Source organism: Streptomyces sp. TSRI0107 (genome assembly GCF_001905845.1).
Lineage (GTDB): Bacteria > Actinomycetota > Actinomycetes > Streptomycetales > Streptomycetaceae > Streptomyces.
Genome location: NZ_LIVZ01000001.1, coordinates 445512 through 470357 on the forward strand (window position 1 = coordinate 445512; position 24846 = coordinate 470357).

The window sequence follows — 24846 nt, forward strand, 5'->3', positions numbered from 1 at the left end:
CGCTCCGGAATCAACTCCCGGTCGGCCGCCGCCGGGTCCACCACACCCCGGCCGCGCCTGCCGCGACCAGCGCCGCCCCTGCCGCGCCCAGCGGTACCAGCGCCTCCCGTGCGACGCCGGTCCTCGGCAGTTCGTCGCCGCCCGGCGCCACCGGCTGGTTGTCGGTGCCGAGCAGCAGGGGAGTGGCCGGGGCGTCCGGCGACGGGTTCACCGTGCCGAAGGGCACCGGGCCCTGCTGCCAGAACGTGGTGCCCCCGTCGGCGGACTGCACCGGCAGGCAGATCTTCCCCTCCTTGCCGAGGTCGTAGGTGGCGTCGACGTCGTACGACCGTGACTTCCCGGCACCGAGTGCGCCGACGGCGCAGCTGTAACCGCTGTTCGAACCCTCCGGCAGATCCGTCTCCGGAATCTCCGTGCAGCCCTTCACTTCATTGATCCGAAGTCCGTCGAATCCGACGACCAAGAGCCGGATGTCGCCGCTTTCCTTGGTTCCTCCGTTCTTTACCGTCGCGGTGATCGCCGTCTTTTTCGAACTGTTGTCGACGGAGATCCGCTCGGGCAGCAGCGTCGTCAGTTCGACGCCCGCCGGAGCCTGTTCGACGGCCTTTCCCCCTTCGCTGCTGCCAGGTCCCTCGTCCTTCGCGCCGGCGGCGGTGGAAAGGATCACCACCGCCGAGAAAGATGCCGCGACCAGCGATCCCGCGATGGCCGCCCTACGGCGAGAACTCATGTCCGTCCCCCTCGTCCCCCTTGGCTGCGCCTGAATTCGCAGCACTTGAAGAGGTACCACAAGATTTCGCCCCACTATGCTGGTACGGCGCGAAGTGGGGCCATTATGGGGGTGCAGCGAATTGCCGGGATCTTCGGGGCTGTTGGTGGCGGAGCGCTATCGGCTGGTCGAAAGCATAGGCCAGGGAGGAATGGGGCGGGTGTGGCGAGCCGCCGACGAAATACTCGACCGGGAAGTCGCCGTCAAGGAGATGCGGATAGACGGTCTCGACGCGGAGGACGCCCGCACCCGCCGCGAACGCGTCCTGCGCGAGGCACGGGCCACCGCCCGCCTCGACCACCCCAACGTCGTACGCGTCTACGACGTGGTCGACGAGGGCGAACGCCTGTGGATCGTCATGGAGTTGATCCCCGGCCGCTCCCTGGAGCAGATCATGACCGAGCAGGGCCCGCTCAGCCCGCGCGAGACCGCCCGCATCGGTCTCGGTCTGGTCGCCGCCCTGCGCGAGGTGCACGCCCGGGGCGTCCTGCACCGGGACATCAAACCGGGCAACGTGCTGGCCGGACCGGACGGCCGACGCGTCGTGCTCACCGACTTCGGCATCGCCGCCATCCAGGACGCCAAGGCGCTCACCATGGTCGGCATGCTGGTCGGCTCACCCGACTACATGGCCCCCGAGCGGGTGTCGGGCCGCCCCCAGGGCCCGCCGTCCGACCTGTGGTCCCTCGGCGCCACCCTCTGCGCGGCCCTCGCCGGGCACTCCCCGTTCTCCCGCGACACCACCCTCGCCACCCTGCACGCCGTCCTCTACGAGGAACCGCGGCTGCCGCACTCCGCGGGCCCGCTGTCCGACGTGCTGTCCGCCCTCCTCGCCAAGGACCCGGCGGCCCGCCCCGATCCGGCGGCCGTGGAGGCGGCCCTGCACCCCGTCGCCTTCCCCGCGCCGACGCCGACCCTCGAACCGACCCCGGTCCTCATCCGCCCCCCGGACCCGCGGCCCGCGACAGGCCGCCCCCGTCTCCAGGTGTTCCTGGCCGCGGCCGGCGTCCTCACCGCCGCCGCCCTGACCGCGATCGTCCTCACCGCCACCTCCGGCACCCCGGACCCCGGCGACGACCGGGCGGCCGGGTCGCCGGCCACCGGCGCGCACCCCACGGTCGAGGGAACCTCCCGGCCGCCGGGCCTCCCGCCGGGCGCCCGCAGGGAGGCGGGCGGATTCGCCTGGGCACCTCCGGAGGGCTGGCGCCGGGACGTGAAGACGGCGGCCGAGATCCACTACACCTCTCCGGACGGCACCCAGGAACTCGTCGCCAAGTCCGCCCTGGCCCGCGGCGACCTGATGGAGACGTGGCGCACCTCCGAACAGAACGCCCACCAAGGGCGCGACTACCGCAAGATCCGGCTGGAGGAGACGGAGTTCCGCGGCCATCCGGCGGTGGTCTGGGAGTACGCCTTCACCCTCGGCGGCGTCGACTGGCACGCCCGGCTGCTCGGCTTCACCGCGAAGGGGAAGTCGTACCAGATCAACACCTGGTACCGGCCGCGCACGGAGGCGGCGGCGCTGCGGGTCTACGACGACGTGAAGCAGGGCTTCACGGTGCTGTGAGACACGCGAGGGGCCCCGCGGCCTTGCGGCCGCGGGGCCCCGGAAGTGTCGGGCGACCGGAGGTCAGTCGGCCGTGACCGCCTCCTGCTCCCGCCGCTCCTCGCCGGCGCCGAGCTTCTGCCGGACGAAGGCGATGGCCAGCACCACGGCCGCCACCAGCAGCGACAGCAGCACGGTCTTGCGTCCGTCGTGCTCGGTGTCGGTGAGCATGTAGCCGAGGACGAAGACGATCAGCGCGGCGGCCGCCCAGGTCAGGTACGGGTACAGCCACATCTTCACGACCAGCTTCTCCGGCGCCTCGGCCTGGATGATCTTCCGCATGCGCAGCTGCGAGAAGCAGATGACGAGCCAGACGAACAGCGCGACCGCACCGCTGGAGTTGACCAGGAAGAGGAAGACGGAGTCCGGGAACTTGTAGTTGAAGAACACCGCCACGAACCCGAAGACGACGGACACCAGGATCGCGGTCCGCGGCACACCGCGGCTCGTGGTCTTCGCGAACGCCTTCGGCGCGTCACCGCGCTGGCCGAGCGAGAAGGCCATCCGGGAGGCCGTGTACAGGCCCGAGTTGAGACAGGACAGCACCGAGGTCAGCACGATGAAGTTCATGATCTGACCGGCGTGCGCGATGCCGAGCGAGTCGAGGGCGGCCACGTAGGAGCCCTTGTCCGCGATGGCCTTGGAGTCCCAGGGCAGCAGCGAGACGACGACGAGGATCGAGCCCAGGTAGAAGACGCCGATACGCCAGATGATGCTGTTGGTGGACTTGGTGACGGCCCGCTGCGGGTCCTCGGACTCACCGGCCGCGAGGGTGGCGATCTCGCTGCCCATGAAGGAGAAGACGACCAGCAGGACACCGGTCAGGATCGCTCCCGGCCCGTTGGGCAGGAAGCCGCCGTGCTCGGTGAGGTTGGACAGTCCGGCCTGCTCGCTGTCGACGCCGGGCAGCACCCCGAAGACGGCGAGACCGCCGACCACGATGAACGCGGCGATGGCGACGACCTTGATGCCGGCGAACCAGAACTCGAACTCGCCGTAGGAGCCGACGGAGACCAGGTTGGTGCCGGTCAGCACCACCATCACGATGAGGGCCCAGGCCCACTGCGGTACGGAGGGGATCCAGCCCTCCAGGATCACGGCACCGGCGGTCGCCTCGACCGCGAGCACCACGACCCAGAAGAACCAGTAGAGCCAGCCGATGGAGAACCCGGCCCAGCGGCCGAGGGCGCGGTCGGCGTGCGCGGAGAACGAGCCGGAGGTCGGGTTGGCGGCCGACATCTCGCCGAGCATGCGCATCACCAGCACCACGAGCGTGCCGACGAGCGCGTACGACAGGAGGATGCCCGGACCGGCGGTGGCGATACCGGAGGAGGACCCCACGAAGAGTCCGGCGCCGATGACGCCGCCGATGGCGATCATGGACAGATGGCGGTTCTTGAGCCCTGCGTGAAGCCCGCCACCGGAACCGGGATCGCCGGGTCCTCCGGGGCCTTCGTGGCCGTTTTCGGCCTTCGTCAGGGTCGGCTGCGAAGTCATGGGACGGATTCCTTTGCGCCGGATGATCAGATTCCCGTACGAGCGGCGTACGAGTCGGACCAGTGAATCCGAGGCGAAGGAATTCTTGAACCTTTGATTCCGGATCGTTACTTGAGGTTTTCCTGAGGTTTCGTGGCGGGGCTCACATTTCTCGGCGCCACACCCGGGCCTGCCGACCCGCAACACGCATGTCACACTCATCCCATGCGCGTGTATCTCGGCTCGGACCATGCCGGCTTCGAACTCAAGAACCACCTCGTCGAATGGCTCAAGGCGGCGGGGCACGAGCCCGTCGACTGCGGCCCGCACATCTACGACGCCCAGGACGACTACCCGCCCTTCTGCCTCCGCGCCGCCGAGCGCACCGCCGCCGACGCCGACGCCCTCGGCATCGTGATCGGCGGCTCCGGCAACGGCGAGCAGATCGCGGCCAACAAGGTCAAGGGCGTCCGGGCCGCGCTCGCCTGGAGCGAGGAGACCGCGGCGCTGGGCCGCCAGCACAACAACGCGAACGTGGTGGCCGTGGGCGCGCGCATGCACACCCAGGAGGAGGCGACCAAGTTCGTCGAGGTCTTCCTGGGCACCCCCTTCTCCGGTGACGAGCGTCACATCCGCCGTATCGACATGCTGGCGGATTACGAGACGACGGGCGACCTGCCGCCGATCCCGGCGCACCACCCGCAGCAGGACTGACGCTGCCCCCCGGGGGGCTGGAAGGAAACAGGCACCGTGCCAGAGGGGCACACGATTCACCGGCTGGCGTCCGACTACGCCGCCCGCTTCTCCGGCACGGCCCCCCGGGTGACCAGCCCCCAGGGCAAGTTCTCGGACGCCGCCGACCTCCTGGACAAGTCGGTCCTCACCGCCACCGAGGCCCACGGCAAACACCTGTTCCTGCGCTTCCGTGACACCGACTGGGTCCACATCCACCTGGGCCTGTTCGGCAAGGTCACCTTCGGCGACGCCCCCGCCCCGCCGCCCACCGACACCGTCCGCCTGCGCCTCGCCGACGACACCTCCTACGCCGACCTGCGCGGGCCGACCGCCTGCGCGCTCATCACCCCCGACGAGAAGCGGGCGATACACGACCGGCTGGGCCCCGACCCGCTCCGCGACGACGCCGACCCGGACGCCGTGTACCGGCGGATCTCCCGCAGCCGCACGACGATCGCCGCCCTGCTGATGGACCAGAAGGTCATCGCCGGAGTCGGCAACGTCTACCGCGCCGAGGTGCTCTTCCGGCACGGCATCGACCCCTACCGGGCGGGCAAGGACGTCACACCCGCCGAGTGGCGGGCGATCTGGGCCGACCTCGTCGAGCTGATGCGCGAGGGCGTGCGCAACAACCGCATCGACACCGTCCGCCCCGAGCACATGCCGGAGGCCATGGGCCGCCCGCCGCGCGTCGACGACCACGGCGGCGAGGTCTACGTCTATCGCCGGGCGAACCTGCCCTGCCACATCTGTGGCGGCGAGATCCGCACCGCCGGTCTCGCCGCCCGCAACCTCTTCTGGTGCCCCGCCTGCCAGCGCGCCTGACCCGGCCGGCTCAGAACCCGTGCGGCAGCCAGGGCGCCACCGCGGAACCGAACGCCACCGACGCCTCCGCCAGCGCCCCGGCCCGCAGCTCCCGCACCCGGCCGGCCGCGCCCAGCGCCGCCAGACCCACCCCGCCGAGATACGCCGACCCCAACTCCCGCACGGACAGCGCCAGGTCCGCCGCGTCCGTCGTACGCTCGCACGACGCGCCCTTGGCGTCACCGCTCAGCCGCCAGCGGCCCGTGTTCCACGGGCAGAAGTCGTCCGTCACGTCGAGCACCACGTCCACCGGCGCCTGATACGTCCGCGCCTCCAGAGCGGCGCCCACCTCCACCGGCCGCAGATACAGCGAGTCCCGCCGCCGCGGCCGGCACCGCCGGATGTCCGACACCAGGTACTGCCAGGCGTCGTCGAGCGGCCGCCCCCGCACGACCAGCGTGGACGTCAGGTCGATCCCGAACAGGAACCGCCACAGCGCCGCGTCCGCCGCCGGATCCAGCGCCGCCGTGTCCTCCAGGACCACCGTGCCGTCGTGGCCGCTCTCGCCCCAGCCGATCCGCACCCGGTACCGCGCGTACCCCACGGTCCGGCCGTCCCGCTCGGCGACCACGCACAGCAGCGGCGACGCCCCGTCCCGCTCGCTCTCCGGGTCCAGCAGGCCCACCCGCTCCCAGCCCGGCCGCCGCGCCAGCATGCCGGGCCGCCCGGGCACCAGCCCGGCGTAGACCGCCTCGCACGCGCCGAGCACCTCGCCGGGCGCCGCGAACCGCAGCCGTACGTCATCGGTCCCGGCCGGCACCGACAACCGCACCCGGGCCGTGTCGATCTCCGCGCCGAGCGCGTACGTCGCCACGCCGTACCCGAACCGGCCGTAGATGGCCGGCTCGGAGGCGGTCAGCACCGCCAGCGGCTCACCCCAGGAGCGGACGTCGTCCAGCTGCCGGCGCATCATCGAGGTCAGCACCCCGCGCCGCCGGTGCGTGCCCGCCACACCGACCATGGTGACGCCCGCCGCGGGCACCGACGCCCCGCCGGGCACGGTCAGCCGGAACGTGAACGCCCCCGCGGTGCCCACACACGCGTCGCCGTCCCAGACACCCAGGGAACGGTCGAACTCGGTGAGCGCACGCCACAGTTCCCGTTCCTCGGCCGCCTCCGGCACCCCGCCGAACGCGCGCAGCAGGGTGTCGTACCACACGTCCCAGTCGTCCGGCCGCAGGACGCGAGGCCCGCCCGAACCGTCACTCGCCATCGCCATGGTCCATGCCTACCAGGGCAAGCAGGGGCGAGCCAGGGAATTTCCGGCAGGTGGCGGCACGGCGGCTTTCCGTGAAGTTCACTGTGAAGTCGAGCCTCGGACGGGGGACAAGTGGGACCTCCCGTGCCAAGCGACTGGTCCGATGGATAGGGTCCCGAACTGATGGCAGCAGGACGAGAGCGGCGCGCGGCGGCCGAGACGTTCCCGGCCCGGTGGAAGATGCAGTGGCACCGGGTCCGCGTCGGCCTGCGCAGAAGCGCCGTCGACTACTTCCGCGGCGACGGCTCCGACTGGGTCGCCCTCGCCGGACTGCTGCTCACCGTTCCGCTGATCGCGGTCACCACACTGGCCAACCCGGTGTGGTGCTCCCCGGCCGCGCTGGTCCTGCCGATCGTCGCGGGCGGCCTGCTGCTGCGCCCGGCGAGCCTGCTCGGCCTGTACGCCGCCGCCGCGACCGCGCTGATCGTGGAGTCCATCCAGCTGGGCCCGTACACCGAGGGCCCCTCCCGGGTCACCCCGGGCGTGGTGCTGGTGGTCGCCGCCTGCGGGTTCTTCGGGCTGCTCATCGCCCAGTTCCGCAGCCGGGTCGGCGTGCCCTGGCGGCGCGGCGGGACCATGCTGTTCGACCTGCGCGAACGCATCCGCACCCAGAGCCGGCTGCCCAAGCTGCCGGCCGGCTGGCACCGCGAGATGGCGCTGCGCCCGGCCGGCGGCCAGTCCTTCTCCGGCGACTTCGTGGTCGCGGCCCGCACGGGCGGCGGCCGCACCCTGGAGGTCGTCCTCACCGACGTCTCCGGCAAGGGCATGGACGCGGCCTCCCGCGCCCTGCTCCTGGCCGGCGCCTTCAGCGGCCTGCTCGGCTCCCTGCCGCCGCACGCCTTCCTCCCGGCCGCCAACGGCTATCTGCTCCGGCAGGACTGGGACGAGGGCTTCGCGACCTCCATCCACCTCGTCCTGGACCTGGACTCGGGCGACTACGAGCTGTACTCCGCGGGCCATCCGCCGGGGCTCCAGCTGAGCGCGGGCAGCGGCCGCTGGGAGGAGAAGGCGGCCGAGGGCCCGCTCCTCGGTGTGTACGAGGGCGCCCAGTTCGACCCGGTGAAGGGCTCGCTGCGGCCCGGAGACGTGTTGATGCTGTTCACGGACGGACTCGTGGAGACCTCCGACCGCGACATCGTCGAGGGCATCGACCGCCTCACCGGCGAGGCCGACCGCTATGTCGCCGGCGGCTTCCAGGGCGCCGCCTGGCACCTCATCGAGGCCGTCGCCAAGGACGTCAACGACGACCGGGCCCTGCTGCTGATCTGCCGCGAGGGCCCCACGGCCACGGCCCAGGCCCAGCTGCACGCGCAGGCGCGGGCGGCTGTCCGCTGAGACACTGGCGGGGTGACCGAGACCCCGCGCACCATGCCCCTCGCCGAGGTGGAGGCCCTGGCCCGCGCCGCCCACGAGGGCCAGACCGACAAGGCCGGCCGCCCCTACGCCGAACACCTCCAGGCCGTCGCGGAGGGCGTCCGCGCCCGCGGCGGCGACGCCGAGCAGATCGCCGCCGCCTGGCTGCACGACGCCGTGGAGGACGACGCGCTGCCCGTACGGTGGCTGGACCAGGCCCCGCTGAGCCACCGCACGAAGGACATCGTGCGGGCGGTCACCAAGCGGCCGGGCGAGTCCCCGCAGGAGTACGCCGCCCGCATCCTCGCCACTCCCGGCGCACTGCTGGTGAAGGAGGCGGACCTGGCCCACAACGCGGACCCGGCCCGTCTCGCCGCCCTCGACGAACCGACCCGCACACGACTGACCGAGAAGTACGCGCGGATGCGCGGACTTCTCGGTCTCGAAGGGTGACGCCGGGCGAACCCGCCTCAGACGCGGGCGGTTTCGCGCCTGCTGTCGCTCTTGCCGCCGTTCGTCCCGTTACCGCCCGACTCGTTCTTCTGGCGGTCCCGGGCGAGTTGGGCGGCGTCCTGCTTGAACGCCCACTCCATCCTCGGCTCCATCGCGAACCGGAACACCCGCTGCACCGGCTTGGTGCACAGCAGGGTCACGCCGATCGCGGCGAGCACGGACACGAAGATCTCACCGAGCGGCCGGTGCAGCCAGGCGTGGTCGAACCAGCCGCGGTACTCGCCGGCCTTCACCACGAAGCCGTGCAGCAGATAGCCGTACAGCGTGCCCGCGCCCAGTGCGGTGAACCACAGGTGGCGGCGCGGCACCCAGGCGAAGAAGCAGGCGGTCAGCACCAGCGAGCAGCCGAACATGGCCAGCACCATCACCGGCCCGACCCACCACGGCACGCCCAGCTCCTGCGCGGAGTCCCGGTGGTAGAACCAGGCGGTGTTCATCCGCGGCACGGCCCACCAGCCCACGGCCATCGCCACGGCGAAGACCGGCACCGACAGGATCCGCACCGAGCGGCGGCGCACCATCTGGAAGTGCTCGGGCTTCATGCACAGACCGAGCACGAAGTACGGCAGGAACTGCAGCACCCGCTGCAGGTCCAGGTCGTCACCGATCTCCGGGGCGACCGACGCGGCCATCGCGATGCCGAGCGCGATCGGCAGCGGCCAGCGGATCAGCTTCCAGATCGGGGTGGTGAGCCGCCACAGGAACAGCGCGCACAGGAACCAGGTGAGATACCAGGGATCGAGAAGGCTGATCTCCTGTCCCGGATCGTGGTCGATCACCCGCTTGAAGAGCGGATAAGCCGTCTCGAAGACGATGTACGGCACGGCGACACCGGTGATCAGCCGCTTCAGCCGGCTGGGGCGCATGTCGAAACTGCGCGAGAAGAAGCCGGAGATGATGATGAACGCCGGCATGTGGAAGGTGTACACGACCGTGTACGCGCCCTCCAGGATGCGGCTGTCGTCCTTCAGCGGCTCCCAGGCGTGACCGATGGCCACCAGCACGATCGCCAGGTATTTGGCGTTGTCGAAGAACGCGTCGCGCTGCTTGCCGGACTGCGGGCTCTGCGGTGAGCGCGGGCTCGGCACTCCCGAAGCCGGCGACTGTGCCGGTGGAAGCGGCGCCCTGCGGCGGGAGGAGGCGGCGTGGAACATCTGAGGCACCCTAGCGTCGTCTGCGGGGTCGCGTAAAACCCTCCACGTCATTCATGCTTCCGCACTCGGTTACCCCGGATTTACGCAGGCAAAATGTCCAGTTGGAGGCAATTCGATTTGTCTGTGCGCATGTTGTGTGGACATGGAAACCAACCTGTCGAATTCCTGTCGCGAACATGCCGTCGAATTACTCTCTGGCGCGCTCCGGCACGGCTGTTGGGGACGGGATGCGGGTCCCCGCGCGGCACTGCCGTGACCGACGTTGCGTCACGGGCCGCATAGGGCGGCCCGGTTGGTGGCACGATGGTTCTGGCGGGGGCGTGCGGGCTGGCATCCCCCGGCCGGTAGAGCGGACCGACCGAGGGTGTGATCTGTTGTGGCCATTTCACTGTCAGTGGTGCTCCTGTTGGCGATCATCCTGGTGGTGATGATGCGCGGAGGCTCGATCAAGGCCGGGCCCGCGATCGTGGCGATCCTCTTCGGCTTCTTCCTCGCCTCGACCGGCATGGCCCCGTCCATCCAGCGTTTCCTCGACTCGATAGCGGAAATGATCAACTCAATCAGCTTCTGATCACCGGGTCCGCAAACGCGTCAGGGCCGGCCGGAGAAATGATCTCCGGCCGGCCCTGAGCCGTAGAGAGCGGGCGACGGGAATCGAACCCGCGTAGCCAGTTTGGAAGACTGGGGCTCTACCATTGAGCTACGCCCGCACACAGGCGCCGCCGGTCGGGCGACCGCGGCACGACAGGCATCGTAGCGGGTCGGCCCCCCTCGCCGCACACTCCTTCCCGTCCCGCCCTTCGCGTCCCGCGCAATGCGGCGGACGGGCTGTCCGCGGGCATGTACCCTACGTGTCGCACCAGACGGGGTGTGGCGCAGCTTGGTAGCGCGTCCGCTTTGGGAGCGGAAGGCCGTGGGTTCAAATCCCGCCACCCCGACCAGCCACCCGATCGCCGTGTGCGACGCGCCGCCGGTGATCGTGTCGAGTGATCCTTCCCGCCACCACGCGTGATCGCCTTTTGGGCCGTGTAGCCGCTGCCGTTACTATGCAAGCTGCACGCCCGTGTGTCCGGCCTTACGGCCTATGAACTCCTCCGGGCGGCGAAATCCGCCGGACCAGTCTGGCTCCGGCAGAACCCGAGAAGTCAGCCACAAGGAGACCGAACCGTGAAGAGCGCCGTGGAGAACCTGAACCCGACCCGGGTTCGGCTCACTGTCGAGGTGCCCTTCGAGGAGCTCAAGGACAGCCTCGACGCGGCGTACAAGAAGATCAACCAGCAGGTCACGGTGAAGGGCTTCCGCAAGGGCAAGATCCCCGCCCGGGTCATCGACCAGCGGTTCGGCCGTGGCGCCGTGCTGGAGGAGGCCGTCAACGACGCGCTTCCGAAGTTCTACACGGAGGCGGTCAACGAGGCCGAGCTCAACGTCCTCGGCCAGCCCGAGGTCGACATCACGGAGCTGAAGGACGGCGAGACGCTGAACTTCACCGCCGAGGTCGACGTCCGCCCGGCCATCGAGATCCCGGACTACTCCGGCATCGAGGTCGAGGTCGACGCCGTCGAGGTCACCGACGAGGACATCGAGAAGTCGGTCGAGCAGCTGCGTGAGCGCTTCGCCTCCACCAGCCCGGTCGAGCGCGCCGCCGAGGACGGCGACGTGGTCACCGTCGACCTGGAGGCCAAGGTCGAGGGCAAGGTCCTCGAGGACGGCGTCGCCAACGGCGTCTCCTACACCATCGGCTCCGGCGAGCTGCTCGACGGCATCGACGACGCCGTGAAGGGCCTGGAGGCCGGTGGCGAGGCCACCTTCACCTCCGAGCTCAAGGGCGGCTCCGCGGCCGGCAAGGAGGCCGAGGTCACCGTCAAGGTCACCCAGGTCGCCAAGCGCGAACTGCCCGAGCTGGACGACGAGTTCGCGCAGCTCGCCTCCGAGTTCGACACGCTGGACGAGCTCAAGGCCGACAGCCGCAAGCGCCTCGAGAACATGAAGCAGTTCGACCAGGCCACCCAGGCGCAGGAGCGCGTCCTGGAGAAGCTGCTGGAGCTGGTCGAGGTCCCGGTCCCCGAGAAGCTGCTCGAGGACGAGATCAACACCCGCAAGCACAACCTCGAGCACCACCAGCTCGGCCAGATGGGCCTCACCCTCGACAAGTACCTGGAGCTCCAGGGCAAGACCGCCGAGGAGTTCGAGACCGAGACCCGCGAGGCCGCGGTCAAGGGCATCAAGACCCAGTTCGTCCTCGACGAGCTGGTCAAGCAGGAGAAGCTCAACGTCAACCAGGAGGAGCTCACCGAGCACCTCATGCGGCGCGCCGCCTCCTCCGGCATGTCCCCCGACCAGTTCGCCCAGGCCGTCGTCGAGCAGGGCCAGGTCCCGCTGCTCGTCGGCGAGGTCGCCCGCGGCAAGGCCCTGGCCGTCGTGGTCGAGGCCGCCACGGTGAAGGACACCAACGGCGAGATCGTCGACCTGTCGGACGAGGACGAGGACGAGACCGAGGCCGAGGCCGGCACCGAGTCCGCCGAGACCACCGAGGCCGCCGCCGAGGAGAAGTCCGAGGGCTGAGCCGTACGGCACCTCTGATCCTCTGATCACGCAGGACGGGCCCCGGGCGCGCACGCGCCCGGGGCCCGTCCTGCGTCTCCGGGGGCGCCGGACCGGGCGTCGCGCGGCTCCGGAGACCCATATGGCGCTACGCCCCCGGCGAACACCCCCGTTACCGGGATTCCCCGGAAGGGGCACGGCGTTAGGGTCCATGAATACGTAGTACACGTGAGACGGCCCGGCGCCGTCGTAAGACGAGCAGGTGGATACGTGACGAATCTGATGCCCTCCGCCGCCGGCGAGCCTTCCATCGGTGGTGGCCTCGGCGACCAGGTCTACAACCGGCTGCTCGGCGAGCGGATCATCTTCCTCGGCCAGCCGGTGGACGACGACATCGCCAACAAGATCACCGCGCAGCTGTTGCTCCTTGCCGCCGACCCGGACAAGGACATCTTCCTGTACATCAACAGCCCCGGCGGCTCGATCACGGCCGGCATGGCGATCTACGACACCATGCAGTACATCAAGAACGACGTGGTGACGATCGCCATGGGCCTCGCGGCCTCCATGGGCCAGTTCCTGCTCAGCGCGGGCACCCCCGGCAAGCGCTTCGCCCTGCCGAACGCCGAGATCCTGATCCACCAGCCCTCCGCCGGCCTGGCCGGCTCGGCCTCGGACATCAAGATCCACGCCGAGCGGCTGCTGCACACCAAGAAGCGCATGGCCGAGCTCACCTCGCAGCACACCGGCCAGTCGGTCGAGCAGATCACCCGGGACTCGGACCGCGACCGCTGGTTCGACGCCTACGAGGCCAAGGAGTACGGCCTCATCGACGACGTCATCGCCACGGCCGCCGGCATGCCGGGCGGCGGCGGCACCGGGGCGGGCTCCTGAGGGCCCTGGCGGCCCTCAGACGGCCCCGACGGCCCCAGAGGCCCGACGAGCCCCCGACACACCCCAGCCACCGCCCCAGCCCCTTTCAGGAGACACCGTGAACGACTTCCCCGGCAGCGGCCTCTACGACCGTGTGCGCGCCGAGTACACCGGCCCGGCGGCCGAGTCCCGCTACGTCATCCCGCGCTTCGTCGAGCGCACCTCCCAGGGCATCCGGGAGTACGACCCGTACGCGAAGCTCTTCGAGGAGCGCGTGATCTTCCTCGGCGTCCAGATCGACGACGCCTCCGCCAACGACGTCATGGCGCAGCTGCTGTGCCTGGAGTCGATGGACCCCGACCGGGACATCTCGGTCTACATCAACAGCCCCGGCGGGTCCTTCACCGCGCTGACGGCGATCTACGACACGATGCAGTTCGTCAAGCCCGACATCCAGACGGTCTGCATGGGCCAGGCGGCCTCCGCCGCGGCCGTGCTGCTGGCCGCCGGCACGCCGGGCAAGCGCATGGCGCTGCCGAACGCGCGCGTCCTGATCCACCAGCCGTACAGCGAGACCGGCCGCGGCCAGGTCTCCGACCTGGAGATCGCCGCCAACGAGATCCTGCGGATGCGCTCGCAGCTGGAGGAGATGCTGGCCAAGCACTCCACCCGGCCGATCGAGAAGATCCGCGAGGACATCGAGCGCGACAAGATCCTCACGGCCGAGGACGCGCTGGAGTACGGCCTGATCGACCAGATCATCTCGACCCGCAAGATGAACAACGCCGCAGTCCGCTGACCCGGACACCGTAGGATGTGCCGCCCCTTGGCACAGTGCACGTCAAAGTGAACCGCGCCAAGGGGGGCCCGAACGGGGGGCTCGGCAAGGTACCGTCGGACATAAGGCAGCACCAGGAGCCGCTGGACTCATCGCGTCCAGGCGTCTCCCAGGCGAAGGGGAAGCACACCGTGGCACGCATCGGTGACGGCGGCGATCTGCTCAAGTGCTCGTTCTGCGGCAAGAGCCAGAAGCAGGTCAAGAAGCTCATCGCAGGCCCCGGTGTGTACATCTGCGACGAGTGCATCGATCTCTGCAACGAGATCATCGAGGAAGAACTCGCGGAGACCAGCGAGGTCCGCTGGGAGGAACTCCCCAAGCCGCGCGAGATCTACGAGTTCCTGGAGGGCTACGTCGTCGGCCAGGAGGCCGCGAAGAAGGCCCTCTCCGTCGCGGTGTACAACCACTACAAGCGCGTCCAGGCCGGCGAGAACGGCGGCGGCAACGGCCGTGACGACGCGATCGAGTTGGCGAAGTCCAACATCCTCCTGCTCGGGCCCACCGGCTCCGGCAAGACCCTGCTCGCCCAGACCCTCGCCCGCATGCTGAACGTCCCGTTCGCGATCGCGGACGCGACGGCGCTGACCGAGGCGGGCTACGTCGGCGAGGACGTCGAGAACATCCTGCTGAAGCTGATCCAGGCGGCGGACTACGACGTCAAGAAGGCCGAGACCGGGATCATCTACATCGACGAGATCGACAAGGTAGCCCGTAAGAGCGAAAACCCGTCGATCACGCGCGATGTCTCCGGCGAGGGCGTCCAGCAGGCCCTGCTGAAGATCCTCGAGGGCACCACGGCCTCGGTCCCGCCGCAGGGCGGCCGCAAGCACCCGCACCAGGAGTTCATCCAGATCGACACGACGAACGTGCTGTTCATCGTGGGCGGTGCCTTCGCGGGCCTGGAGAAGATCATCGAGTCGCGGGCCGGCGCGAAGGGCATCGGCTTCGGCGCGACGATCCGCTCCAAGCGGGAGCTGGAGGCCAAGGACCAGTTCGAGGACGTCATGCCGGAGGATCTGGTCAAGTTCGGCATGATCCCCGAGTTCATCGGCCGTCTGCCGGTGATCACGAGCGTGCACAACCTGGACCGCGAGGCGCTGCTCAAGATCCTCGTCGAGCCGCGCAACGCCCTCGTGAAGCAGTACCAGCGCCTCTTCGAACTCGACGGCGTGGAACTCGACTTCGAACGCGAGGCCCTGGAGGCCATCGCCGACCAGGCCATCCTCCGCCAGACCGGCGCCCGCGGCCTGCGCGCCATCATGGAGGAAGTCCTGATGTCGGTGATGTACGAGGTGCCTTCACGGAAGGACGTGGCGCGGGTGGTCATCACCGCCGACGTCGTCCGCTCCAACGTCAACCCGACACTGATCCCGCGGGACGCGCGGGGAAGGGGTTCGGGGGAGCAGAAGACGGCGTGACGCTCCGCTCCTGAGCACACGGGAAGGGGCCCCGGTCAACCGACCGGGGCCCCTTCGCCGTTGCTGCCGCCCGGGCGGCGTCAGGCCTTGACGCGGACTTCCTTGCGGAACTTGGCCGTGAGTGCGGCCGCCTCCGTCGGGTCGGTCTCCTTGCCGGCCGCGATGTCGGCGAACTCCATGGGCAGCACGAAGCCGACCGTGCTGTAGTCGCCCCAGATGCAGTACGTCATGTTCATCTCGGTCGGCTCGCCCGAACCCGCCGTGGCGTCGGTGTTCTTCATCGTGGCCTGCTGGCACTTCAGGACGGCGCCGTCGAATCCCTCGGGGGTGTACGGCTTCGGGTCCTCCTTGAAGGTGACGTCTTCCTCCGCGGCGTCCTTCTTCATGGCGGCGAAGAGCCCGTCGACCGCCTTCTCGGGGTCCTCGATCTCGCCGTATACGCCGCCGAACGACAGCAGCTTGCCCGCCAGCGGGTTGCTCTCGTCCCCTGCCTCATACGACGCGTTGACGTCCTTGGGATTCTTCACGCCCCACTTCTCGGCGTCCTTCAGATCCTCGTCCGTCATCGCGCCGTCCGAGTCGGCGCCCTCGCTCTTCTTGTACTCACCGAGCACAGTCGCCGGAGTGGTCAGCTTGTGCGGCCCGTCGTCCGCGACGTCAGCGTTACCGCCCCCACCCCCACCGATCACGAAGTACGCACCCACCGCGATCGCCGCGACCACCGCCACCGCGCCGATGATGAGGCCCGTCTTCTTCTTGCCGCCGGCCGGGGCCGGAGGCTGGGGCGCGCCGTAGGGGGCCTGGCCGTAGGGGGGCTGCTGGCCGTACGGGGGCTGCTGCGGCGGGACGCCCTGGGGGGCCTGCTGCGGGTAGCCGTAGGCGGGCTGCGGCTGGCCGGGCTGCTGCTGGGGGTAGCCGTAGCCGGGCTGGGGTGCCTGCGGCTGCTGGCCGTAGGGGCCCGGCTGACCGTACGGTCCGGGCTGCTGGGGCTGCCCGCCGTACGGGCCCGGCTGGTTGTAGCTCATAGAAGTTCCTGATCCCTCCGTTGTTTATGCGCTCCGAACATCCTGACGGACCGAGCTCCGACATGGGCGGGCGGGGGTGCATCGTTACGAACCTGCCCGCTTTCCGTACGTGCCTGTGACAGGTGCACCTCTGACCCGTGACCAGATGGCTGTGCGGGTCGTTAGAGGAGTCGTCGCATGTACGTATCAACACCGTTCTGGTGTACGGAGGTGGGGCGCGTGGGGCATCGTGCCGTCGGGGGCACTCGGACGCGGGTCCTCACCGCCGTCGTGTCCGTGTGGCTGGGCCGGGCGGATCACGCGCGAGCGCACGCGGCGTGTCATGCTTCCGCACTGTTGTGGAACCGGACCGTCGCCTGGGTCCGAGGTGAGTGGCGTGCGGGCAGATCGCCAGGACGGGAGGACATTCGCCGGTTCGTCACTTCGCTCCCGGCCGATGTCCGTCCGGTGCACGCGCACACGGCGCAGGCTGTCGCCTACGACCTGGCCGATGCCATCGACCTGGCACGGGCCAACAAGGCTCAAGGGATCAAGGGTGTGCGCTTCCCTTGGCGGGAAAAGCGCTACCGTCCTCTTGTCTTTACCTCTCGCTTCGGCTGGAAGGTGAAAGACTCCGAACGCCTGGTCCTCTCGCTGGGCCGTTCCAGAGAACGACTCGTGCTGCCAACACCGCAATTCACCGACAGGCAGGGTCGGCTGGTCACTCCAGACCACTGGGGGGAGATGAAACTCTGCTGGGACGTCGCAGCGCGCTGCTGGGCGCTGCACATCTCCTATCGCTCGACCGACGACAGTCTCCCGGATGCTTCGGCCAACCGCAGCGAAGGCGGATACTCCCTGTCGGAGGCGCGCCTGGTGACGATCGCAGTCGACGAGGGCATCATCAATCCGATGACGCTGGCCACTGTCGCTCCCGACGGCGGCTACGAGGTGCTTGTCATCAACGGGCGACGCGGCAGAGCAGCCAAGCAGGCGCGTAACAAGGCCGTGGCTCAACTGCAGGCAAAAATGTCCCGTTGTCGACCCGGCTCGCGCCGACATCGTCGGCTGGGCGAGGCGAATCGAAAGGTCAGGGCGCGGGCCAAGCGGCGACTGCGCGACTTCAACCATCAGGTCACGGCGAAGGCCAACAGGTTCGTCCGCGAGCAGCTGGCGGCACACGAGGACACGGTCTCGGGCGGTGAGCGCGTGGTGGTGCGAATGGTGGCAGGTGATGTCCGTGGCATCGAGAAGAACACGGAGAAGCGGCGCCGCGCATCGCGATCAACCCGACAACAGCTCTCACAATGGGAGCGCGGAGTCCAGGAACGGCAACTCGCCTACAAGACTGGAGTGCCGGTTGAGCACATCAGCGAGGCGAACTCGTCACAGACGTGTCCGTTCTGCCTGGGCCGCCGCAAGGTTCGGGGACGTGCGTACGTCTGTGTGAACAAGGACTGTGCCCGGGTGCTGCACCGGGACGCGGTGGGCGGGGTGAACATCCACACCCTTGCCGTCAACGACGGGGCCTTTGCCTCGGTGGCACCCGACACTGACGTGCGGGTGAAGTATCTACGGGCCCAACCTGGCTGGTCGCCTGGCCAGCGGGAACGCCATGGTTTCCATCAGCGTGTGCGCGCATGCGCGGGTGAGGGACGAAGGCGCGAAGCACGTAGTAGTGCCCGGAACCGGGCCGCCCGTAGCGATGACACCTCCGCTACGGGTGTTGCTGCCGCTCCTGCGAGGAGCAGAGTGATCGTCGACAGTGGTACCGCTGCCCCATCTGGCACCGGCAGGGCTTCCGCCCGCGCCTCTGGGAAGGTCGTAGAAGGCAGAAACCCCGAATTTTTCGCCGGGGAGGTTCACACCCCTAAACTGAGCCCGTGACCGAGAACACTCAGCAGCAGCCGCCAGCGACCACCACCGAACTGCCGACCCAGTACACGCCGGCCGAGGTAGAGGGGAAGCTGTACGAGCGCTGGGTAGAGCGGGGTTACTTCGAGGCGGACGCGAAGAGCGACAAGCCGCCGTTCACCGTCGTCATCCCGCCCCCGAACGTCACCGGCAGCCTGCACCTCGGGCACGCGTTCGAGCACACGCTCATCGACGCGCTGACCCGCCGCAAGCGGATGCAGGGCTACGAGACGCTGTGGCAGCCCGGCATGGACCACGCCGGTATCGCCACGCAGAACGTCGTCGAGCGGGAGCTGGCCAAGGAGGGCAAGTCCCGGCACGACCTCGGCCGCGAGGCCTTCGTCGAGCGGGTCTGGCAGTGGAAGGCCGAGTCCGGCGGGCAGATCTCCGGGCAGATGCGCCGCCTCGGTGACGGCGTGGCCTGGTCGCGTGAGCGCTTCACCATGGACGAGGGCCTGTCCCAGGCCGTCCAGACCATCTTCAAGCGGCTCTACGACGACGAGCTGATCTACCGCGCCGAGCGCATCATCAACTGGTGCCCCCGCTGTCTCACCGCGATCTCCGACATCGAGGTCGAGTACCAGGACGACGACGGCGAGCTCGTCTCGATGAAGTACGGCGACGGTGACGAGACCATCGTCGTCGCCACCACCCGTGCCGAGACCATGCTCGGTGACACGGCCGTCGCCGTTCACCCCGACGACGAGCGGTACAAGCACCTCGTCGGCAAGCTCATCAAGCTGCCGCTGACCGACCGCTCCATCCCGGTCGTCGCCGACACGCACGTCGACCCGGAGTTCGGCACCGGCGCGGTCAAGGTGACCCCGGCCCACGACCCGAACGACTTCGAGATCGGCCAGCGCCACGACCTGCCGTCCATCACCGTCATGGACGAGCACGCCGTGATCACCGCGCACGGCCCCTTCCAGGGCCTGGACCGCCTGGAGGCCCGCTCCGCCATCGTCGCCGCGCTGCGCGCCGAGGGCCGGATCGTCGCCGAGAAGCGGCCGTACGTCCACTCCGTGGGCCACTGCTCGCGCTGCAAGACGACGATCGAGCCGCGCCTGTCCATGCAGTGGTGGGTCAAGGTCGGCCCGCTGGCCAAGGCCGCCGGCGACGCCGTCCGCGACGGCAAGGTCAAGATCCACCCGCAGGAGATGGAGAAGCGGTACTTCGACTGGGTGGACAACCTGCACGACTGGTGCATCTCGCGCCAGCTGTGGTGGGGCCACCGCATCCCGGTCTGGTACGGCCCGGACGGCGAGGTCGTCTGCGTCGGTCCCGACGAGGAGCCGCCGAGCGGCGAGGGCTGGCACCAGGACTCCGACGTCCTCGACACCTGGTTCTCCTCCGGCCTGTGGCCGTTCTCCACGCTCGGCTGGCCCGAGCGGACCGAGAGCCTCGCGAAGTTCTACCCGAACTCCGTCCTGGTCACCGGCTACGACATCCTCTTCTTCTGGGTCGCCCGGATGATGATGTTCGGTCTCTACGCGATGGACGGCACCCCGCCGTTCCACACCATCGCGCTGCACGGCATGGTCCGTGACCAGAACGGCAAGAAGATGTCGAAGTCCTTCGGGAACGTCGTCAACCCGCTGGACTGGATGGACAAGTACGGCTCCGACGCGCTCCGCTTCACCCTCGCGCGCGGCGCCAACCCGGGTGTCGACGTCCCGATCGGCGAGGACTGGGTCCAGGGCTCCCGCAACTTCGCCAACAAGATCTGGAACGCCACCCGCTTCGCGCTGATGAACGGCGCGACGGTTCAGGGCCCGCTGCCGGACGCGTCGAAGATGTCGTCCACCGACCGCTGGATCCTGTCGCGGCTCAACTCGGTCGTGGCCGAGGTCGACGCGTACTACGAGGACTACCAGTTCGCGAAGCTGTCCGACGCGCTGTTCCACTTCGCCTGGGACGAGGTCTTCGACTGGTACGTCGAGCTGTCCAAGACCACCTTCCAGGCGGGCGGCGAGGCGGCCGAGGTCAGCAAGCGCGTCCTGGGCGAGGTCCTGGACGTCACCCTGCGGCTGCTCCACCCGGTGGTCCCCTTCGTCACGGAGACGCTGTGGACCACGCTCACCGGTGGTGAGTCGGTCGTGATCGCCGAGTGGCCGGTGGACAGCGGCTTCCGCGACGCGGACGCCGAGCGGGAGATCGAGACGCTGCAGTCCGTCATCACCGAGGTCCGCCGCTTCCGCGCCGACCAGGGCCTCCAGCCCGGCCAGCGGGTCCCGGCCCGCCTCGCCCTCGACGGCACCGCGCTCGCCCGGCACGAGGCCGCCATCCGCCAGCTGCTGCGTCTCCAGCCGGAGGGCGACGGCTTCTCGGCGACGGCGACCCTGCCGGTGGCGGGCGTCGAGGTCGCGCTGGACCTGTCCGGTGTGATCGACGTGGCCGCCGAGCGCAAGCGGCTCGCCAAGGACCTCGCCGCCGCCGAGAAGGAGAAGGCGCAGGCCACCGGCAAGCTCGGCAACGAGGCGTTCCTGTCCAAGGCGCCGGACCACGTCGTGGAGAAGATCCGCACCCGCCTGGCCAAGGCGGAGGAGGACATCGCGCGGATCGCCGCGCAGCTGGAGAAGCTGCCGCCGGCGTAAGCGTCCGTACGCGGGTGAAGACCCCCGGTGCCGTCTCGGTGCCGGGGGTTCTCGCTTTCCGAGGGGCGTTGCGCGGCTCGGCGCGACGAGGCGCCGCCGCGCCCACCCTCCCCCGAGCTCTCGACTTCGCTCGAGCAGGGGGCACCCCCACCGCCCCGGCGGCACGACTGCCCGCAGCCACGCAAGCTGTCGCCGCTCCGTAGACTGGCCCCGTGAGCGACATCCCCGGCACCCCCGACCAGCCCGACCCCCACGATCCCCTCGACTCCTTCGACGAGATCATCGAGGCGGAGACGACCCGCGACCCCGACCTCGCGGTGATCGAGGCCGGCAGCCGCACCCTGCGTACCCAGGGCGGACAGCCGCAGGCCGAGGTGCCCGCGCGGCCGGAGGACCCGGAGGTCGACAAGGCGCTGCGCGAGGTCGAGGCGGAGCTGGCGACCCGCTGGGGCGAGACCAAGCTGGAGCCGTCCGTCAGCCGGATCGCCGCGCTGATGGACGTGCTGGGCGAGCCGCAGCGGTCGTACCCCTCGATCCACATCACGGGGACGAACGGCAAGACGTCCACCGCCCGCATGATCGAGGCCCTGCTCGGCGCCTTCGAGCTGCGCACCGGCCGGTACACCTCGCCGCACGTGCAGTCGATCACCGAGCGGATCAGCCTGGACGGCGCGCCGATCTCGGCGGAGCGGTTCATCGAGACGTACCAGGACGTCAAGCCGTACGTCGAGATGGTCGACGGCTCGCAGGAGTACCGGCTGTCCTTCTTCGAGGTGCTGACCGGCATGGCGTACGCCGCGTTCGCGGACGCGCCCGTCGACGTGGCCGTCGTCGAGGTCGGGATGGGCGGCTCCTGGGACGCCACCAACGTGATCGACGGGGATGTCGCCGTGGTCACGCCGATCGACCTGGACCACACCGACCGGCTCGGTGAGACGCACGCGGAGATCGCCGGCGAGAAGGCCGGGATCGTGAAGCAGGACGCCACCGTGATCATGGCGCAGCAGCCGGTGGACGCCGCGCAGGTGCTGCTGAAGAAGGCCGTCGAGGTGAACGCCACGGTGGCCCGCGAGGGCCTGGAGTTCGGTGTGGTGGCCCGGCAGGTGGCCGTCGGCGGGCAGCTGGTGACGCTGCGCGGCCTGGGCGGCGAGTACCCCGAGGTGTATCTGCCGCTGCACGGCGCGCACCAGGCGCACAACGCGGCCGTGGCGCTCGCCGCGGTGGAGGCGTTCTTCGGGGTCGGCTCGCAGCGCCCCGAGCCGCTGGACGTCGACACGGTCCGCAAGGCGTTCGCGGCGGTCTCGTCGCCTGGACGGCTGGAGGTCGTCCGGCGGTCGCCGACCGTGGTGCTGGACGCCGCGCACAACCCGGCCGGGGCGCGGGTGACGGCCGAGGCCGTCGGGGAGGCGTTCCAGTTCAGCCGGCTGATCGGCGTGGTCGGCGCGAGCGGGGACAAGAACGTGCGGGGGCTGCTGGAGGCCTTCGAGCCGGTGTTCGCGGAGATCGTCGTCACCCAGAACTCCAGCCATCGCGCGATGGACGCCGACGAGCTGGCCGCGATCGCGGTCGAGGTGTTCGGCGAGGAGCGGGTGCAGGTGGAACCGCGGCTGCCGGACGCGCTGGAGGCGGCGATCACGCTGGCCGAGGAGGAGGGCGAGTTCGCGGGCGGTGGCGTGCTGGTCACCGGTTCCGTGATCACCGTCGGCGAGGCCCGGCTGCTGCTGGGGAAGGGCTGATTTTCCGTGCGTACGCTGTGTGCTTCGACGCTGATCGGCGAGTTCTTCGTCATCGGCTTCGCCGGGCTGGTGGCGATGAAGGACCCCGACCTGTCGATGTCGGCGGTGTGGACGGTCAGCGGGATCGCGATGTTCCTGTGCCTGGTGCTGTGCGGGATGGTCACCCGGCCCGGCGGGGTCGCTCTCGGGTGGGCGCTTCAGCTCGCGCTGATCGCGTCCGGCTTCGTGGTGCCGACGATGTTCTTCATGGGCGTGCTGTTCGCGGCGCTGTGGTGGGCGTCGGTGCATTACGGGAGAAAGGTGGACGAGGCGAAGGCCCGATTTGCAGCGCAGGCGGATTCTTCTCAAGCTGACGCTGCGTAACAGCGCCTCGGGGTCGCCCTGTAGCCTCGACCCACCCCGCACAACTTGATTCAAAGGAGTCGTCGTGACCCAGCGCACCCTCGTCCTCCTCAAGCCCGACGCCGTCCGTCGTGGCCTGACCGGCGAGATCATCAGCCGTATCGAGCGGAAGGCCGGCTGGCAGATCACCGCGCTGGAACTGCGTACGCTCGACCAGGAGACCCTGGAGCAGCACTACGGCGAGCACAAGGGCAAGCCGTTCTACGAGCCGCTGGTCGAGTTCATGTCCTCCGGTCCGGTCGTGGCGCTGATCGTCGAGGGTGAGCGGGTCATCGAGGGTCTGCGTCAGCTCGCCGGCCCGACCGACCCGATCGCCGCCGCGCCGGGCTCCATCCGCGGTGACTACGGTGTCATCGTCCGCGAGAACCTGATCCACGCCTCCGACTCCGAGGAGTCCGCCGAGCGCGAGGTCAAGATCTTCTTCCCGGGTCGCGCCTGAGGATACGTCAGCTCGACGGTCTCCGCCGGACAGCCACGGCCGTACGTTTTCGGCCGTGGCTTGGCATATGCCGTGGCGATCGGGGGAACGAGTGCCCCCGATGGACCGTCTCCACAAGCGAGGCTGTGCGCCATCTGCTGACAATGGCGGAGACCCTCGCGCAGTGTCCGGGAAGGCGCGTCTACGATGGAAGCCTTCACGTCACAGCACCCACCAACGCCGACCTGACAAGCCCTCAAAAGCTCCGTGGGAAGGCCAGACGAATCCTGATGGGGAACTCAATGTCGTTCATCGGCCGTGACATGGCTGTCGACCTCGGGACCGCCAACACGCTGGTGTACGTCAGGGGTCGAGGGATCGTACTCAACGAGCCGTCCGTCGTCGCGATCAACACCAACACCGGTGGCATCCTCGCGGTCGGTGCCGAAGCGAAGAAGATGATCGGGCGGACGCCGGGCAACATCGTCGCCGTGCGCCCGCTGAAGGACGGCGTGATCGCCGACTTCGAGATCACCGAGCGCATGCTCCGCTACTTCATCCTGAAGATCCACAAGCGGCGGTATCTGGCTCGGCCGCGCGTCGTCGTCTGCGTGCCCTCCGGGATCACCGGCGTCGAGCGCCGCGCCGTCATCGAGGCGTCGTCCCAGGCCGGCGCCCGCCAGGTGCACATCATCGAGGAGCCCATGGCCGCCGCCATCGGCTCCGGCCTGCCGGTCCACGAGGCCACGGGCAACATGGTGGTGGACATCGGCGGCGGCACGACGGAGGTCGCGGTCATCTCCCTCGGCGGCATCGTCACCGCCCAGTCCATCCGCGTCGCGGGCGACGAGCTGGACAACGCGATCATCCAGCACATCAAGAAGGAGTACTCGCTCCTGCTGGGTGAGCGCACGGCCGAACAGATCAAGATCACGATCGGCTCCGCGTACGACCTGGACACCGACGAGCACACCGAGATCCGCGGCCGGGACCTCGTCTCCGGGCTGCCCAAGACCGTCGTCATCTCCGCCGCCGAGGTGCGCAAGGCGATCGAGGAGCCCGTCAACGCGATCGTCGACGCCGTGAAGACCACGCTCGACAAATGCCCGCCGGAGCTGTCGGGCGACATCATGGACCGCGGAATCGTTCTGACCGGCGGCGGCGCGCTGCTGCGCGGTCTGGACGAGCGGCTGCGGCGCGAGACGGGCATGCCGATCCACATCGCCGAGGACCCGCTGGACAGCGTGGCGCTCGGCTCCGGCAAGTGCGTCGAGGAGTTCGAGGCGCTGCAGCAGGTGCTGGACGCCCAGCCGCGCCGATGACCCGCCGTGACGATTCCGCCGTGCGAGGCGATCTCCTCTCGCGCGGCGGATCGTTGGC

The 24846-nt window shown here is 69.5% G+C and carries 21 protein-coding genes and 2 tRNA genes; 17 read left to right on the forward strand and 6 right to left on the reverse strand.

Annotated elements, in window-relative coordinates; genetic code table 11:
* Window positions 1-10 precede the first annotated feature (10 nt).
* The gene (locus AMK31_RS01960) at window positions 11-730 is read right to left on the reverse strand and encodes a hypothetical protein (protein ID WP_073938500.1); all 720 of its coding nucleotides are present in this window, start codon (window positions 728-730) and stop codon (window positions 11-13) included.
* Window positions 731-875: 145 nt separating this feature from the next.
* Between AMK31_RS01960 and AMK31_RS01965 the strand changes: the two genes are divergently transcribed.
* The gene (locus AMK31_RS01965; protein ID WP_443333937.1) at window positions 876-2336 is read left to right on the forward strand and encodes a protein kinase domain-containing protein; all 1461 of its coding nucleotides are present in this window, start codon (window positions 876-878) and stop codon (window positions 2334-2336) included.
* A 63-nt stretch (window positions 2337-2399) separates the two neighbouring features.
* On the opposite strand, the gene AMK31_RS01970 is transcribed toward AMK31_RS01965, so the two are convergent.
* Window positions 2400-3872 (reverse strand): amino acid permease, encoded by a 1473-nt coding sequence (locus AMK31_RS01970; protein ID WP_073938502.1) that lies wholly within the window; start codon window positions 3870-3872, stop codon window positions 2400-2402.
* Between the two features lie 204 nt (window positions 3873-4076).
* Here AMK31_RS01970 and AMK31_RS01975 point away from each other — a divergent pair, with 204 nt between their 5' ends.
* Both AMK31_RS01975 and AMK31_RS01980 read left to right on the forward strand, forming a co-directional pair.
* Entirely contained in the window at window positions 4077-4565 is a 489-nt protein-coding gene (locus AMK31_RS01975) for a ribose-5-phosphate isomerase (RefSeq protein ID WP_073938503.1), read from the forward strand.
* 36 nt (window positions 4566-4601) lie between these two features.
* Window positions 4602-5411, forward strand: coding sequence for an Fpg/Nei family DNA glycosylase (locus tag AMK31_RS01980; protein ID WP_073938504.1), 810 nt, complete (start codon window positions 4602-4604; stop codon window positions 5409-5411).
* Between the two features lie 10 nt (window positions 5412-5421).
* Here the strand turns inward: AMK31_RS01980 and AMK31_RS01985 are convergent, their stop codons facing one another.
* Window positions 5422-6663 (reverse strand): GNAT family N-acetyltransferase, encoded by a 1242-nt coding sequence (locus AMK31_RS01985; RefSeq protein ID WP_073938505.1) that lies wholly within the window; start codon window positions 6661-6663, stop codon window positions 5422-5424.
* Window positions 6664-6831: 168 nt separating this feature from the next.
* On the opposite strand from AMK31_RS01985, the gene AMK31_RS01995 reads away from it, so the two are divergent.
* Both AMK31_RS01995 and AMK31_RS02000 read left to right on the forward strand, forming a co-directional pair.
* Window positions 6832-8043, forward strand: a complete 1212-nt coding sequence (locus AMK31_RS01995; RefSeq protein WP_073938506.1) for a PP2C family protein-serine/threonine phosphatase — start codon at window positions 6832-6834, stop codon at window positions 8041-8043.
* Window positions 8044-8076: 33 nt separating this feature from the next.
* Entirely contained in the window at window positions 8077-8514 is a 438-nt protein-coding gene (locus AMK31_RS02000) for an HD domain-containing protein (protein ID WP_073938947.1), read from the forward strand.
* Window positions 8515-8531: 17 nt separating this feature from the next.
* Here the strand turns inward: AMK31_RS02000 and AMK31_RS02005 are convergent, their stop codons facing one another.
* Window positions 8532-9728 (reverse strand): acyltransferase family protein, encoded by a 1197-nt coding sequence (locus AMK31_RS02005; protein WP_079186635.1) that lies wholly within the window; start codon window positions 9726-9728, stop codon window positions 8532-8534.
* A 376-nt stretch (window positions 9729-10104) separates the two neighbouring features.
* Between AMK31_RS02005 and AMK31_RS02010 the strand changes: the two genes are divergently transcribed.
* Window positions 10105-10299, forward strand: coding sequence for a hypothetical protein (locus tag AMK31_RS02010; RefSeq protein ID WP_073938507.1), 195 nt, complete (start codon window positions 10105-10107; stop codon window positions 10297-10299).
* A 68-nt stretch (window positions 10300-10367) separates the two neighbouring features.
* Here the strand turns inward: AMK31_RS02010 and AMK31_RS02015 are convergent.
* Window positions 10368-10438 (reverse strand) — tRNA-Gly (locus AMK31_RS02015).
* Between the two features lie 154 nt (window positions 10439-10592).
* Between AMK31_RS02015 and AMK31_RS02020 the strand changes: the two genes are divergently transcribed.
* The 5 genes from AMK31_RS02020 (at window position 10593) to clpX (ending at window position 15398) form a co-directional block, all read left to right on the forward strand.
* Window positions 10593-10669 (forward strand) — tRNA-Pro (locus tag AMK31_RS02020).
* A 226-nt stretch (window positions 10670-10895) separates the two neighbouring features.
* On the forward strand, window positions 10896-12290 hold the full coding sequence (gene tig / locus AMK31_RS02025; RefSeq protein ID WP_073938508.1) for a trigger factor: 1395 nt from the start codon (window positions 10896-10898) through the stop codon (window positions 12288-12290).
* A gap of 261 nt (window positions 12291-12551) precedes the next feature.
* The gene (locus tag AMK31_RS02030) at window positions 12552-13163 is read left to right on the forward strand and encodes an ATP-dependent Clp protease proteolytic subunit (RefSeq protein WP_073938509.1); all 612 of its coding nucleotides are present in this window, start codon (window positions 12552-12554) and stop codon (window positions 13161-13163) included.
* A gap of 97 nt (window positions 13164-13260) precedes the next feature.
* A complete protein-coding gene (locus tag AMK31_RS02035) occupies window positions 13261-13941 on the forward strand; it encodes an ATP-dependent Clp protease proteolytic subunit (protein WP_073938510.1) in 681 nt (226 codons plus the stop codon).
* A gap of 170 nt (window positions 13942-14111) precedes the next feature.
* A complete protein-coding gene (clpX, locus tag AMK31_RS02040; protein ID WP_073938511.1) occupies window positions 14112-15398 on the forward strand; it encodes an ATP-dependent Clp protease ATP-binding subunit ClpX in 1287 nt (428 codons plus the stop codon).
* A gap of 80 nt (window positions 15399-15478) precedes the next feature.
* Here clpX and AMK31_RS02045 read toward each other — a convergent pair whose 3' ends face one another.
* Window positions 15479-16423, reverse strand: coding sequence for a hypothetical protein (locus AMK31_RS02045; protein ID WP_073938512.1), 945 nt, complete (start codon window positions 16421-16423; stop codon window positions 15479-15481).
* 447 nt (window positions 16424-16870) lie between these two features.
* On the opposite strand from AMK31_RS02045, the gene AMK31_RS02050 reads away from it, so the two are divergent.
* The 6 genes from AMK31_RS02050 to AMK31_RS02075 all read left to right on the forward strand — a co-directional run bounded on the left by AMK31_RS02050 (window position 16871) and on the right by AMK31_RS02075 (window position 24788).
* Window positions 16871-18289 (forward strand): zinc ribbon domain-containing protein, encoded by a 1419-nt coding sequence (locus tag AMK31_RS02050; protein WP_073938513.1) that lies wholly within the window; start codon window positions 16871-16873, stop codon window positions 18287-18289.
* The gene (locus tag AMK31_RS02055) at window positions 18286-20910 is read left to right on the forward strand and encodes a valine--tRNA ligase (protein WP_073938514.1); all 2625 of its coding nucleotides are present in this window, start codon (window positions 18286-18288) and stop codon (window positions 20908-20910) included. The genes AMK31_RS02050 and AMK31_RS02055 overlap by 4 nt, the downstream gene beginning before the upstream one ends.
* A gap of 212 nt (window positions 20911-21122) precedes the next feature.
* A complete protein-coding gene (folC, locus tag AMK31_RS02060) occupies window positions 21123-22646 on the forward strand; it encodes a bifunctional tetrahydrofolate synthase/dihydrofolate synthase (RefSeq protein ID WP_073938515.1) in 1524 nt (507 codons plus the stop codon).
* Between the two features lie 6 nt (window positions 22647-22652).
* Window positions 22653-23009 carry a DUF4233 domain-containing protein gene (locus AMK31_RS02065; RefSeq protein WP_073938516.1) on the forward strand — a complete coding sequence of 119 codons (357 nt, stop codon included), beginning with the start codon at window positions 22653-22655 and terminating at the stop codon, window positions 23007-23009.
* A gap of 64 nt (window positions 23010-23073) precedes the next feature.
* Window positions 23074-23487 (forward strand): nucleoside-diphosphate kinase, encoded by a 414-nt coding sequence (gene ndk, locus AMK31_RS02070; protein WP_073938517.1) that lies wholly within the window; start codon window positions 23074-23076, stop codon window positions 23485-23487.
* A 281-nt stretch (window positions 23488-23768) separates the two neighbouring features.
* On the forward strand, window positions 23769-24788 hold the full coding sequence (locus tag AMK31_RS02075) for a rod shape-determining protein (RefSeq protein WP_006133575.1): 1020 nt from the start codon (window positions 23769-23771) through the stop codon (window positions 24786-24788).
* Window positions 24789-24846 lie beyond the last annotated feature (58 nt).